Source organism: Mesorhizobium sp. CA7 (assembly GCF_020165015.1).
Lineage (GTDB): Bacteria > Pseudomonadota > Alphaproteobacteria > Rhizobiales > Rhizobiaceae > Mesorhizobium.
Window position 1 is genome coordinate 630997 of record NZ_JAIUHH010000002.1, and the last position, 14653, is coordinate 645649.

Below are 14653 nucleotides of genomic sequence, written 5' to 3' on the forward strand. Positions count from 1 at the left end.
ACTTCGCGGAGGTCTCGCGAAATTGGTGAAGCGGTGGAATTTCCGATACTTCCAATGGCCCGGCGTCGACTCATACTTTCGAACGAAGCCCGCAAGCGCAGCCGGGACGCCGACAGAAGCGCGAGAAGACCTTGAGCCTGTGATCTGCTAAAGCTGAACCAGACCCCGCCGGCTGGCGACGGAGATCGCTTCGGTCCGGCTTAGAACATTGAGCTTGTTGAAGATGCTGCGTAAATGCGACTTCACAGTCGTTTCGCTGATGTGCAGATTTAGGCCGATCTCCTTGTTCCCCTTGCCTTGCGCCAGCAGCGTCAGCACGTGCATCTCGCGGCCGCTGAGTTCTTCGCTGCTGACGGCAGCTGCAAGCTTTGCGACCAGCAGCGACGGGATACAGATTTCGCCTGCATGAACCTTGCGAATGCAGTCGAGTAGATCTTCCCGCTGAGCGTCCTTCAGCAGGTAGCCACGGGCACCGGCTTTGATGGCGCGGGAAATCTCATGGTCCGTGTCGAAGGTCGTCAAAACGACAACGCGCGCAAAAGGATCCTGCTGCCTGATTTCGCCCATTGCCGCGACACCGTCGAGAACCGGCATACGCAGGTCGAGCAGCACGACGTCAGGATGCTGCTGCCGCCAAAAATCGACGGCATCACGGCCGGTTGCGGCTTCCGCGACAACCAGCATGTCCGGCTGACGGCCGATAATTGACGCCAGACCTTCGCGCACTGTTACGTGGTCGTCAGCAATTAGAACCCTGATCTTGGCGGCTGGCGTGTTTTCGGGAGCAATGCTCATGACGTTCAAGCCTTCTGCGATGGCAAGGTGATGCGCACGGCCGTGCCCTTTGCTGGCGAGCTTTGAACAACGAGCCGACCGCCTATTCTTTCGACCCGCTCCCTGATTCCAAGCAAACCGTATCCATCATTCTTGCTCGAAGGATCAAAGCCGCGTCCGTCATCGGTCAGATCAAGGCAGACTTCTCCCGGTAGAAAGATCAGCTTGGCGACAACCAGTTTCGCCCGTGCATGACGCAAGGCGTTCGTAAGGATCTCCTGGCCGATACGAAACAGATTCTCTTCCGAATCGGGAGGCAGTGATCGTGGTGCGCCAAGCACCGCGAAATCCAGTTTCAGGCTCGTTCCTGCCGTCATCTTCGTGAATAACTCCGCCAGCGCTCCGCTGAGATTGCTGTCGGCCAATGCCTGCGGACGCAACGCGTGTACTGAACGCCGGGCTTCGTTAAGACTTTCGCGAGCCAGGCGGCGGGCGCGGTCCAGATGCTCTCCAGCTTCCGCAGAAAGCCCCCGCAGGTTTGCGTCCTCGGCGGCTTCCAACTGCACGATCACGCCCGTCAGCCCTTGGGCAAGAGTGTCGTGTATGTCGCGAGCGATGCGATTGCGTTCCGCGATCACGGCCGTTTCGCGGGTCTGAGTGGAAAGGCGCGCGAACTGGATCATCAGCATCACTTGGTTGGCCAAAGCCTGAGCAAGTTCCATCTCCTCCGTGCCAAACACCCGTTTCTCGACAAAGCGAAGACCGATCGCCCCTTCAAGATGGCCAGCGACGAACATTGGCACCAGCAACACAGTGATAATGCCCATCGGCAGCAGACGATCGCGCAGAGAAAATGCCGAGACCGTGCGGATGTCTTCAATGAGGCTGGGCTTACCCGTACGAAAGACCTCCGGCCAAGGCCAGCGCTCTTCCATCGGCAGCCACTTGTCCATTCCGGCGAACCGCGGATCGGCGCTGGTTACCACCCGGCCCTCTTCGAAGGCTATCTCGATGCCTATCATTCCAGTCGCGGGATCCCGTCGCCAGACGCTGATGCTATGAGCTCCGAATTGCTCGGTGATGATGCGCAGCACGTGTTCCACCAACTTGTCGGCGACGGGTTCCATCGCCAGTGCATCGAGCGTGCTCTTGAGTGCCTCGGCCTGGCCACGCGATACATTTTCTGAAGCACTGAGCGCCTGCTCTACGCGTTTACGCTCTTCGATGTCCGTATTCGTGCCGTACCATCGAATCACGGCGCCCGACTCGTCGAGTAGCGGCGCGCAGCGCAATAAAAACCATCGATACGCGCCGTCGAACCGGCGCATCCGCGCTTCATGCTCGTCTGGACGTGCCGACTTGATGATCTCGCCCCAATGTTCGATTAGGCCGGGGAGATCCTCCGGATGGATGACGCTTACCCAGTTCCAGCCCAACCCCTCCTCCATGCTGAGCCCGGTGTAGGCACACCATTGGCTGTTCAGAAATTCGACCGAACCGTCCGCTCGGCCGAACCAGATCAATCCGGGTGTCGTATCAGTCGCCAGCCGGAAGCCCGCCTCCCACTGCCGCCGGTCCGCATGGATACGAAGTGCCTCCTTCTCTTCGGTGAGCTGAGCTGAAATCTTCCGGCTGGCATCGAGCTCGCTCCTCGCATGGGCAAGTTCTTGCTCGAGCAGTTTCAGCTTCGCGCCAGCATCGTCAACCATTCCCCCACTTCTGTCCATGACGCGCCCTCGACCGTGGGACAACAGCCTATCACCCTTGGTTTCGCTCGGAACGAAAAAATCGTCCGCGCGCAAGGGCGGCGCGAGAAAAGGGCTGCTTCCTTCAATCCAGGTCAGATTCGAGCAATCCAATAGGAGCACGGAAACCTATTGTTCCCGAGGCCAGGTCGTCAGCCGGGCCGACACAGCTCGGTTCACATGCTCAAAGCTTCGGGAGAACAACATGCTCAAGATAGTGATAGCGGCGTTAGGCGTGATGCTTCTTACGTTGCCGGCGTCGGCTCGGATTGTCCCCTTTCCGTCTGAATTTAAGGCGCAGTCGATCGACACCAACGGCACCAGCCTTTACGTCCGAGTTGGCGGCAAGGGGCCTGCGGTGCTCTTGCTGCACGGCTTTGGCGACAGCGGCGACATGTGGGCGCCGCTCGCCGCCAGGCTGATGAAGGACCATACCGTAATCGTACCGGACCTGCGCGGCATGGGGCTCTCGGCCCATCCAGATACCGGCTACACCAAGAAAAACCAGGCGCTCGACATTGCCGGCATCCTGGATCATCTGAAGATCGACAAGGTGGATCTCGTCACCCACGACATCGGCAACATGGTCGGCTATGCCTTCGTCGCCCAGTATCGCGACCGCGTCACACGCTGGGCCGTCATCGATGCGCCGCTGCCGGGCATCGGCGATTGGGAAAACATCATCCGCTTGCCGCTCTTGTGGCACTTCAACTTCCGTGGCCCCGACATGGAGCGATTGGTTGCGGGCAGAGAGCGCATCTATCTCGATCGCTTCTGGAATGAGCTGTCGGCGAACCCCAAGGCCATCGATGAAGCGACCCGTAAGCATTATTCGAAGCTCTACGCCCGACCGCGTGCCATGCACGATGCCTTCGAGCAGTTCGCCGCGTTCAACCAGGATGCGACCGACAACAAGGAATTCGTCGAAAAGGGCGGCAAGGTTGCCATGCCGGTGCTGGCGTTGGGTGCGGAAAAATCCTTCGGCGCGGGTCAGGCGGATGTTCTGCGCTTTGTCGCAACCGATGTGACCGCCGGGATCATACCCGGCTCCGGACATTGGATCATGGAGGAGAATCCCGACGCCACGATAAAGCTGGTCACGGATTTTCTCGCCAGATAGCTGCCCGGCAACATGGCCAAGTACAGCACCTGAAGGCACAGACCCATGGCAAGCCGACCCACGCGCAATCCAGTCGAGGACCACCTCTTAACACCCAGCAACTGCGCCGTCGTGATCATCGACTATCAACCGGTCCAGGTAACCTCCGTAGCGTCAATGGACCGGCGGACCCTTGTCAGCAACATTGTAGCGCTGGCGAAGACGGCGAAACTCTATGATGTACCTGTCGTGTTGACGACAGTGAACGTCAATACCGGTCGCAACCAGCCCCTCATTCACCAACTGCGCGACATCTTCCCGGCCGTTGAAGCGATCGACCGCACTGCGATCAATGCATGGGAAGACAAGGACTTTGCCGACGCTGTCAGGGCAACCGGCCGAAAGAAGCTCGTTATGGCCGCTCTCTGGACCGAGGTCTGCCTGGCCTTTCCCGCGCTCGATGCATTGCGCGACGGTTTCGAGGTTTATGCAGTGGTCGATGCCGTCGGGGGCACCTCCATGGAGGCACACCGGGCCGGGCTCGAACGCATTCTGCAAGCAGGGGCGGTGCCAGTCAGCTGGGTTCAGTTCGCCTGCGAACTGCAGCGCGACTGGCTCCGCGAAAAGACGGTTCCGGCCTTCGCGGAAATCGTCTTCGCGGTCGAAGGACATTGAGCCGATATCTTCGAAAGCCTCAGCTTCGCGCTCGACGGGAGAAGAAAATGAACCAGGAAGTCCTCAACCCCGTCGATGATCGCTTCGAGAGCCGCGGCGGTTTGAAGATAGCCTTTCGGTCGTGGCGCCCATTCGCCAATCCGAACGGCGTCGTCGTTATCGTCCCCGGGTTCAATTCGTGGCCGAGCAGTTCATAGGCGACGGGCCGGCCGTCTATGCCGTTGACCTGCGCGGACGCGGCAGGTCGGATGGCGAGCGCTTCTATGTCGACAGTTTCGACGACTATGTGAGCGACGTCGCGGGTGTCGTGGAGATCGCCAAGTCGCGGGAGCCCAGTCTGCCGGTGTTTCTGCTCGGACACAGTGCAGGCGGCGTGGTCGCCTGCCTCTACGCGCTAAAAAACCAAGCTGGGCTGGCGGGGCTGATCTGCGAGAGCTTCGCGTTCCAGGTGCCGGCGCCCGACTTCGCCCTTGCGGTGCTCAAGGGGCTTAGCCACATCGCGCCACACGCGCATGTCTTGCACCTCAAGACCGAGGATTTTTCTCGCGATCCGGCCGTCGTCGAGGCTATGAATGCCGATCCACTCATCGCCCATGAAACCCAGCCGACCAAAACAATTGCCGAGATGGTTCGCGCCGATGAGAAGCTCAAGGAGCAGTTCCCACTGATTAAGCTGCCCTTGCTCATCCTCCACGGCACGGCCGACAAGGCGACGAAACCGAGCGGCAGCCAACTCTTCTATGACACCGCCGGCGCCGTCGACAGGACGCTGAAGCTGTATGACGGCCATTTCCATGACCTCCTCAATGACAAGGATAAAGAGGTGGTCATGGCCGACATCAAAGGTTGGGTCGACGAACGTCTTTGAAATCGATGATCAACCTCAGGCGCCGGCGATCAGCGCCCGGACTGTCCGGACATGGAGATTCGTCCCTCACTCCCAAACAGCTCGGCCTGCGACAGCAGAAGTTCGAAAACCGTCACTCCCTTCCGGTCGCCGCTAACAAGGAGATCATGCGAGCGTGACAGAGCCATGATCCGCTCACGAACCTGCCGCTCGAAAGCTGTGGGATTGTGCGCCGCTTGTTGGTTTCCCTGATCATCGAGGAATGACGCAATATTGGTTTTTTGACCCGGTGGTTGACTTCGCGCATCAACATTCGAATGCGATGCTCGTGCTCCTTCGTTGCCGTGATATCCCGGGCGACTTTCGATGCGCCGATAATCTGCCCGGCATTTTGCGCACGGGCGATATCGTCAGCGAGCCTGGAACAATGTGAATGCCAATTCGGCGCCGATGCCGAGCGCTGTCCAAAACGACCAGGCCTCGCCGCCATGCCCGGAGGGCACCCTCAACGCCCCGAATCCAGGCCACTAGAGACTACTTGCCGTGACCTGTTGGAAATGGATCGGGTGCGGTGTGGAGCCTCGCAATGTCGTTGCCGTCCGTCGGCGGAGGCGCACCGCGGTGAGTCTCATCGTTAGAGCTCTCCTGCAGCTTCACCAGCAGGTAGCCGGGATAGCGGATGATCCGATCGAACTCTCGAGAAACGGTTTCCACGAACTTCATCACTCGGGGACTGCGGTGTCTTTGCGCTGGGTAGAGCGCATAGATGGATCGCTTCTCGGAACGCCAGTCGGGCAAGACGGGCACCAGCGCGCCTGCCGCCACTTCGTACTCAACGAAGAAATCCGGCAGGTAGCTGATCGCCGATCCTATCGCCGTGAAGTACTTCGTCATCCAATAGTCGTTGACCTTGAACTTGCCGATCGGCTTCGCCTCGGCAATGGCCTTGTCTTTGCGAAGCCGCGATCGTTCGACCACGCTGTTGCGCATGTAAACCACGCCGTTCAGCCGCTCGATGTCGGCAATGGTTTCCGGCGTTCCGTGCCGGGCCAGAAAGTCGGGGCTGGCATACAATGCGTAGGAGATGGCGCCCAGGGTTCGACGCATCAGGGCCGAGTTTGGAGGCTCGCCAACATAGATCATGCAGTCGAAATCGAAGTCCCCCACGATAAGCTTGTCGTTCGGGATGATCTTCACGTCTACATCGATGTTCGGGTTATCGCGCAGGAGGAAGTGCGCCGCAGCGCCGATGATTGCCGTCCCAAATTCGGAACTGGCAATAACACGGACACTCCCGCTGATGGACGAGTGAGCGCGCTGTGCAGCGCTGGCCGCGTTATCGCAGCTGTCGAAAATGGCCGTACAATTGTCGAGATACTCCCTCCCGGCGTCCGTAAGTTCCAGCCCTCTGCGCCTGCGCACGAACAGCTCTACCTGAAGCGCATCCTCCAATGTCTGCGAATAATGGCTGAGCGTCGACTTGGGAACGCTATAGGTGTCCGCCGCTCTCGATATGCTTCCAGCGCGGGCGATCTGAACAAAGCAGCGTATGTCCTTCAGTTCATAAGACGGATTGGCTTCCATGTTCAAAATCCCGAACGGAGGGTTCGATGATGCGATCTGTTGTCGATTAAGAGCTCAGCTTACCGTCCTCGACGCTGCCGAGAGTCAGGGATTTGGCGGCGGGAAACTGGTGCAGCGATGATCGTTTGGCAACACGGCAGATTGGCAATTTTGACGTACTGACGTGCATCTATCATGGATAGAGGATAGAGGATCGAGGCCGCCTGCTCTTCCGAATATTGCGCGTTCCAAAATCGAAAATCCGCCACTCGACCCGCGGCTGGCTCAATGTCACGCGGCTTGCTGGGATTTCACAAATGTGAATTGGATGGGAACCGGGCACTCGCAACTAACGTTGGGTTTTGACGTCGGACTAGGCGAATACATTTTAGGTGAAGCTAAAGGATGACTTGTGTTACAGGCTAAAATGGCATGACTTCTTCGGAATGCGGTCTAGATGCTGGTCCTCCTTCCGCCGATGCTGATCTGGAATCCGTACTTTCGAGGGCCGACGGCTTGGCGATAGCGACCAGGCGGGGAACAACCGCGTATTCACTGATGCCACCCGGATCGTACACGTTTCCAGCCCGCCACCATGTCGTATACATCGGCCTCGAACCCGCGCCGGGCACATGCGCGAGACTGGGCAATGGCAAGTCCGAGCGTTATGACGCTCCGGCAGGGAGCGTCATCTTGAAGCCGGCGCATCTCGAAGCTCGCCTGCATTTGTCGGAGGCGCGCGAAAGTTCGATTATCGTCTACCCTGAAAACAGCCTGAAGGAACTTGCGAGACAACAGTTCGGCACTGAACAGGTCGAGTTGAAGCCTCCGCCCCTCGGCACGCTCGATCACACCGCCCTGCGTGTCGGACAATTGCTCAAGGCCGAACTTACCAAGGATCAGGGCGCCGCCGAATTTTATATCGAGCACCTCATCGCCATTCTCGGACTTCATATCCTTCATGCCTACACATCGCGGGACAGGGAACCCGAGCAGCTCAAAGGCGGGCTGACGCGAAAAGCGGCGCGCAATCTGGAGCACTTCCTGAGGGCTAACCTTGCCCGGAAAATCTCCGTGGGCGAGTTGGCGACGCTTGCCAATCTTTCGCCAAATCATTTCATCCAGGCCTTCAGCCGAACCTTTGGGAAGTCGCCGCATCGCTATCTTTTGGATCTGCGGCTGGATCACGCAACGCGGCTGCTTTCTGAGGAAGACGCGACCATAACGGACGTCGCCTATCTCAGCGGGTTCTCCAGTCAGAGCCATTTGACGGCTGCGATGAAGAAATATCGGGGGACAACCCCGACGCGCTTCCGCTCCTCGATCTGAAATCGTCGAACCGAGGGTCGTTCATTAAAGCTATATTAGCCTTACGGAATAACAACTTGTGCTGTTCGAGTAACACTTTTGTCTAAGTTGCGCTTCACGCACAGATCGTCCGGAAGTTTTTACAAAACACCGGGCTTTTCTGAAATACGCAACGTACAGTTCATGCATTCCTCTTGCGTTGCACCCTGATTCCCGTCAGGGAATATTACGGTTTGCTAATGCAATGGGGGATATATGGCTGGGTTGGCCTGCGGCGAGACGATCCCCGACTATGTGGAATCCGGCGATAGCGCCGGGGACCGAAGGTTGAAAGCTGACACCCCGCATCCCGGACGCGCATCCTCCCAGGCGCGGTCGGGCCGCGCGGGGCAGCCCAAGGCGCGAGACGCCATTTTCTCGCGGTTGCTGCGCGGCGGCCGCATGACCAAATGGAAAGGCGAGGCGGCGAGCTATGCGCCGAATCTTGCCCACATGATCGCATCTGCTCCTCGTCCGCGCAGCGCCGCCGTCCTGCTCACGTTCCTCACAGGCCTTGCGGCCAATCCGGCCGGCGCCGCGGATCTCTACTGGGATGCGGATGGCTCTGGGCTCCAGCTCGGCGGCACCGGAACCTGGAACACGGCGGCGCCGCCGCTCTGGAACACCACAGGCAATGCCACGGCCGGCCCGTTCGTCATCTGGAACAATGGCACTCCGGACAACGCCATCTTTGCCGGCACGGCGGGGACTGTCACGCTCGGCGCGCCGATAACGGCTGGCAGCCTCACCTTCAACGTCAGCGGCTATACCATTGCAGGCGGCACGCTGACCCTCGGCGGCGGGACGCCGACAATCACGGCAACGGGCAACGCCACCATAAGCTCCATCATCGCCGGGTCGGGGGGCCTGACCAAGGCGGGTGGCGGCACTTTGAGCCTGACTGGCGTGAACACCTTCACGGGCGGCATCACAGTCAGCGCTGGCGGATTTGCCATCAATGCCGATGCAGCGCTCGGCGCGGCCGCCAATGGTATATCCGCGGCAGCGGGCACCTCCCTGACCTTCAATGGCAGTCTCAACGCAAGCCGCGTCGTCACGCTGGGAGCGGGCGGTCAAGTGACCGTGACAGGGGCGGGTGCGGCGGCGGCTCGTTATACCGGCAGCGGCGGGATCGTCGCAGCAACGCTGACGAATGCCGCCAATGACTATACCGGCCCCACGACGCTGAGGAGCAGCAGCAGCGTCTCCTTTTCTTCGATTGGCAATCTAGGCCAAGCAAGCGCATTGGGCGCACCCACGACCGCCGCGAATGGAACCGTGCTCATCATGACCGGCTCGGGCGGTGACCAGTACGGGGACAGCGCCAGCTATACTGGCGGAGCGGCCAGCACCGACCGCGGCTTCGAGCTGCGGCCTGGTCCGATCAGTGGCGCAACCCTTACCTTCCGCAATTCGGGCAGCGGAATGCTGACCATTAACGGCGGCATTGCGCTCACCAGCGCCGGCAGCAACAGCGGCAGCAACTCGGTTAGCTTCTCCGCCGATTCTGCCGATCTCCAGCTCCTCGGGGTGATCAGCAGCAGCAGTGGTCGATTCGTTAACTTCACTGGCACCAGCAATGCCAGGACCATCACACTGGGTGACGCCAATACTTTCGGGGGCACGGCCGGAATCGGTGCCGTCACAGTCAAGGCCGGTACGCTGGCGAATGCGGGCGTAAACAGCTCGCTCGGGGCGGGTGCCTCGATAAGCTTGGGCAACGGCAGTGTTCTCAGTTATACCGGCGGTGCAGTTGGTCTTGACCGGACGTGGTCGGTGTCGGGCACGGCGACACTGCAGAGCGACGGTACGGGAGCGCTGACTCTCAATGGCGCGACGACGCTCGCCGCCGGCTCCACCTTCACGCTTGGGGGCAGCTACACCGGATCCGACAATACGGTCTCCGGGGTGATCTCCGGCTCAGGCGGTCTCGCCAGCATTGGCAACGCGACCTGGGTGCTCACCGGCGCCAATACCCGCACGGGCGCCATCACCGTCAACGGAGGAACGCTGCGTGCGGGCAGCGCCTCAGCCTTCGGTACGATAACCGGCATAACGACCAATGGCGGCACGCTGGACCTAAACGGGTTCAACATGTCCACGACCTCGCTTGTGGGCACGGGCGGCGCGGTCGCGATGGGGAGCGGCAACCTTACCGTCAGTCTGGGCACCGGGGTCAGCAACACCTATGGTGGCAGCATCACCGGCACCGGCGGCAGCCTGACCAAGCTCGGCGCAGGCACGCTGACGTTGACGGGCGCCAGCACCTACACGGGCGCAACAACGATCGGCGGCGGAACCCTGGCGCTCGACTTCTCGCCGGCCGGAGGGCCAACCAGCAATATCATCTCGGCGTCTTCCGCCCTCGTCATGAACGGTGGGACGGTCAAGGTCACCGGTGCGGCAGGCGAGACTAATCTTCAGAGCTTCGGCGGCCTCACGATCACGACGGGCAACAACACAGTGAGCGCCACCTCCGGCACCGGCGGCAGCACCACTGTCAGTCTCGGGGCCATCACCCGCACGGGCGGCCTCGCCAATTTCGTCCTGCCTACAGTAGGCGCGGTCACTACGACCGGTCCCGACCGGGCGCTTGGCGGCTGGGCGACTGTCAACGGCTCGGACTATGCCAAGGTGGTGGGGGGCAACATCGTTGCCTTCACCGCGGCCGACTACGTCAACCAGGACAATGCCAGCCTGTGGCAGACCAACCAGATCCTGAGCGACGCCGGCGGAGCGGCGAACACGCCCTTCTTCAACACGGTCGGCGCCAGCATCCAGATCGGGGGGCTCCAATATACCGCGGCCGCGAACTCGACGGTGACCGTGGCGAGTGGCCAGACCCTCGGCATTGACGGCACCATCATCGTCGCGCCCTCGGTGGGCGCGGCTAACCAGACCATCACCGGCGGCTCGATGACGGGCACGCTCGGCGGCGGCGTGCTGGGCGTCCAGCAGAACGGTACCGGCACCTTTACCATTGCGTCGACGATCGTAGACAACACGGGCGCGGTAGGCTTCAGCAAGGCCGGGACGGGCAAGGTGGTGCTGTCCGGTAGCAATACCTATACCGGCGCCACCACCGTGAGCCAGGGTACCCTCTCGATCAACTCGGTCGCCAATGGCGGTCTCGCCAGCGCCATCGGTGCTTCGACGTCCGCTTCATCGAACCTGATGATCCAGGGCGCCACACTGGAATATACCGGGACGGGCGCCTCCACCGATCGCGGCTTCACCATCGCACGCGCCGGCGCCATCACATCGAGCACGATCAAGGTCACGAATGCCGCCGCCAACCTGACCTTCTCCGGGCAGGTGGTGAGCCCCGATGGTGCGGATTTCATCAAAGACGGTCCCGGCACGCTGACGCTTGCCGGGAGCAACAACAGCTATACCGGCACCATCACCGTCAACAGTGGCACGCTTGCGGTGACCACCCTCGCCAATGGCGGGACCAACAGCTCCATCGGCGCGTCCAGCAACGCCTCGTCCAACCTGGTCCTGCAGAACGGCGGGAAGCTGGGTTATATCGGCACCACCGCCAGCAGCGACCGCGGCTTCACACTTGGTACGGGCGGCGGCGGCATCGATGTCGCGCAGGCGACCACGACCCTGACTGTGAGCGGGGTGGCCACTGGCGCGGGCAGCCTCACCAAAACGGGCTCCGGCACCTTGGTGCTGTCGGGCACGAACACCTATACCGGCGGCACCACGGTGAGCGCCGGCATCTTGCGCGCCGGATCGGCCCAGGCCTTCGGCGGCGACGCCGCCGGAACGGGCGCTGGCGCCATGACTGTGGCCAGCGGTGCGACAGTGGACCTCGCCGGCAACAGCGTCTTCGTCGGTGGGCTCAATGGCGCCGGCAACGTCACCCTGGGCTCGGGGACCCTCAAGATCAACAGCAACGGCAATTTCACCGGCACGATCGGCGGCACGGGCGGGGTCAGCATAACTGGCGGAACACAGACCTTCAGCGGCTGCGGCAACACCTATGCCGGGGCCACCACGCTGAGCGGCAACAGCGTTCTGAACGTCGGCTGCCTGGCGAATGGCGGCGAGCTGAGCGACATTGGGACCTCCGGCAGCGCCTCGAGCAATCTCGTCTTTAGCAATGGCGCCCTGAACTATACCGGCGGGACGGCATCGACCAATCGTGGCTTCATGCTCCAGGGAGGAACGGGCGCCATTGGTGTGGCGAACGCCGCCACCATGCTGACCTTCAGCGGGCTGGCCACAGGTCTCGGTACGCTCCGCAAAGACGGTCCCGGTACGCTGATATTGTCCGGCACCAACGATTACAGCGGCGGAACGACGATTACCGGCGGCATCTTGAGAGCCGGTTCGACCAGCGCCTTCGGCACGGGCGCCATGACGGTGAACAGTGGCGCGACGCTCGATCTCGCCGGCAACAACAACACGGTGCTCGGGCTCAACGGCGGCGGCAGCGTGACTCTCGGATCGGGCACGCTGACCCTAAGTGACGGGTTCAACCTCACTTTCAGCGGCGCGATGAGCGGCGCCGGCGGGCTCGTGAAGAACGGCACGCGCACGCAGACGCTCTCCGGCTGTAGCAGCAGCTACGACGGCGGCACAACGATCAATGGGGGCGTTCTTGCGGTCACCTGCCTGAACAATGGCGGCATCGCAAGCTCGATAGGCGATTCCAGCGCTGCGGCAACCAACCTGGTGCTCAATGGCGGCACGCTGCAATATATCGGCGCCGCCGGCAGCACGGACCGCCAGTTCACGCTTGGGGCCAGCGGCGGCACTCTCGATGCCTCCGGCACAGGCGCGATCAATTTCACCAGCACGACGCCGGTCACATTGTCGGGAACGGGCAACCGCACGCTCACGCTCGCCGGCAGCAACACGGCCAACAACTCGCTTTCTGCCCGCATCGACGATCCATCCGGGGGCGTCACGTCGCTGACGAAGTCCGGTGCCGGCACGTGGGTCTTGAACAACACGACCAGCACCTATACCGGCGTCACCACGATCAGCGGCGGCGTGCTTGCGGTGAGCAAGCTGGCCAACGGCGGCCAGGCGAGCTCGATCGGGCAGTCGTCGAACCTGGCATCCAACCTCGTGATCGGCAGCGGCTCGACGCTACGCTATACGGGCGCTGGCGACGAGACGGATCGCCTGTTCACATTGCAGACCGGCATCAGCTTCATCGAGTCCTCGGGCACCGGCGCGATCGTCTTCAAGAACACCGGTTCGGCCGCCTATACCGGCAGCGGCAACCGCACGCTGGCGCTGGGCGGCACCAATACCGGGCTCAACACGATGGGCGGCACCATCATCGATGGCCCCGGCGGCACGACCACACTCGCCAAGAACGACAGCGGCACCTGGGTCCTCACCGGCAACAACACCTTCACCGGCAACACGGTCGTCAATGACGGTAATCTGATCATCGGCAATGGTGGCACCAGCGGCAATGCCGGCGCAGGCAACGTCATCGTCGCCAACGCGACCTCCACGCTGTCCTTCAACCGCTCCGACAGCTTCAGCTTCACGGGCACGCTGAGCGGTGCCGGCAACATCGCCCAAATCGGCACCGGCACGACAATCCTCACTTCGGCAACAAACGCGATCGGCGGCAGCACACGGATCGACGCCGGCACATTGCAGGTGAACGGCAGCCTGACGAGCAGCGGGGGGATTACGATCAACGCTGGCACGCTGCAGAGCAACGGAGGGGGCGCCTCCATAACCACGCCGACGATCACGATGAACTCCGGCTCGAAGCTCAACGTCGGCGGCGGCACGGTCCAGGCAGCCGGTGGCACGCAGACGCTGTTCACGGGCGGGACCGGCGGCGCCACGATCAACTTCACTGGCGGCACGTTGCTCGGCAACGGCACGCTGGGCGGAGGCGGCAACATTGTCAATCTCGCCGCCGGTTCGCTCAATACCGGCGCAGCCGCATTGAATCTCGGCAGCGGCAACGACACTTTCCTGTTGAGCGGTCTTGCGACGATCGCCGGAGTCGGGGTGGACGGCGGCGGCGGCTCCGACACGCTGCAGGTGACCACAACCTTCAGCCGTACGCTCAATGGCGCTCAGATTACCGGTTTCGAAAGCTTGAACAAGCAAGGCGCCGCCACCCTCACGCTGACGGGCGATCACAGCTACACGTCCGGTACGACGATTTCGGCCGGCACGCTGCAGATCGGCAATGGCGGGGTGGCCGGCGCGCTGGCGACGCCGAATGTGACCAACAACGGCACGCTCGCCTTCAATCTGAATAACAATTATACATTCGACAGCGCCATCTCCGGCAGTGGCGTGGTCAACAAGCTCGGCACCGGCACCACCACGCTAACCGGAACCAACACCTATATCGGCGCGACGAACGTCAATGCCGGGACATTGCTGATCAACGGCAACCAGTCGGGTGCTATCGGCCAGACTACTGTCGCGAGCGGGGCGACGCTCGGCGGCACCGGCACGATCGGCGGCAGCGTCACCGTGGCCGACGGCGGCACGCTCGCTCCCGGCGGCGCGGGCAATGCGCCCGGCACGCTCACCATCGGCGGCAACCTGACGCTCAACAACACGTCGGCCGTCAACGTCAATTTCGGCCAGGCGAACGTGCCG

The 14653-nt window shown here is 61.7% G+C and carries 10 protein-coding genes; 6 read left to right on the top strand and 4 right to left on the bottom strand.

The window, feature by feature from the left end:
- Window positions 1-147 precede the first annotated feature (147 nt).
- Both LB552_RS07600 and LB552_RS07605 read right to left on the bottom strand, forming a co-directional pair.
- Window positions 148-795 carry a response regulator gene (locus LB552_RS07600; protein ID WP_224603371.1) on the bottom strand — a complete coding sequence of 216 codons (648 nt, stop codon included), beginning with the start codon at window positions 793-795 and terminating at the stop codon, window positions 148-150.
- Between the two features lie 5 nt (window positions 796-800).
- A complete protein-coding gene (locus LB552_RS07605) occupies window positions 801-2483 on the bottom strand; it encodes a histidine kinase (protein WP_224603372.1) in 1683 nt (560 codons plus the stop codon).
- A gap of 241 nt (window positions 2484-2724) precedes the next feature.
- Here LB552_RS07605 and LB552_RS07610 point away from each other — a divergent pair, with 241 nt between their 5' ends.
- Genes LB552_RS07610 through LB552_RS07625 form a run of 4 tightly spaced genes read left to right on the top strand, consistent with a single transcriptional unit; the run spans window position 2725 to window position 5161 of the window.
- Entirely contained in the window at window positions 2725-3639 is a 915-nt protein-coding gene (locus LB552_RS07610) for an alpha/beta fold hydrolase (RefSeq protein WP_224603416.1), read from the top strand.
- A gap of 45 nt (window positions 3640-3684) precedes the next feature.
- Window positions 3685-4293, top strand: a complete 609-nt coding sequence (locus LB552_RS07615; RefSeq protein WP_224603373.1) for a hydrolase — start codon at window positions 3685-3687, stop codon at window positions 4291-4293.
- Window positions 4294-4340: 47 nt separating this feature from the next.
- Complete coding sequence (locus LB552_RS07620; protein WP_224603420.1) at window positions 4341-4490, top strand: hypothetical protein; 150 nt, start codon at window positions 4341-4343, stop codon at window positions 4488-4490.
- Window positions 4472-5161, top strand: a complete 690-nt coding sequence (locus LB552_RS07625; protein WP_318012020.1) for a lysophospholipase — start codon at window positions 4472-4474, stop codon at window positions 5159-5161. The genes LB552_RS07620 and LB552_RS07625 overlap by 19 nt, the downstream gene beginning before the upstream one ends.
- 29 nt (window positions 5162-5190) lie before the next feature.
- Here the strand turns inward: LB552_RS07625 and LB552_RS29750 are convergent, their stop codons facing one another.
- Together LB552_RS29750 and LB552_RS07635 are read right to left on the bottom strand one after the other, a co-directional pair.
- Window positions 5191-5328, bottom strand: coding sequence for a hypothetical protein (locus LB552_RS29750; RefSeq protein ID WP_318012021.1), 138 nt, complete (start codon window positions 5326-5328; stop codon window positions 5191-5193).
- Window positions 5329-5674: 346 nt separating this feature from the next.
- A complete protein-coding gene (locus LB552_RS07635) occupies window positions 5675-6724 on the bottom strand; it encodes a LysR family transcriptional regulator (RefSeq protein WP_224603374.1) in 1050 nt (349 codons plus the stop codon).
- 672 nt (window positions 6725-7396) lie between these two features.
- Between LB552_RS07635 and LB552_RS07640 the strand changes: the two genes are divergently transcribed.
- Together LB552_RS07640 and LB552_RS07645 are read left to right on the top strand one after the other, a co-directional pair.
- Window positions 7397-8032: a helix-turn-helix domain-containing protein gene (locus tag LB552_RS07640; RefSeq protein WP_224603375.1), complete on the top strand. Its 636-nt coding sequence runs from the start codon at window positions 7397-7399 to the stop codon at window positions 8030-8032.
- 234 nt (window positions 8033-8266) lie between these two features.
- On the top strand, window positions 8267-14653 hold a 6387-nt coding region (locus LB552_RS07645; protein WP_224603376.1), incomplete at its 3' end, for an autotransporter-associated beta strand repeat-containing protein.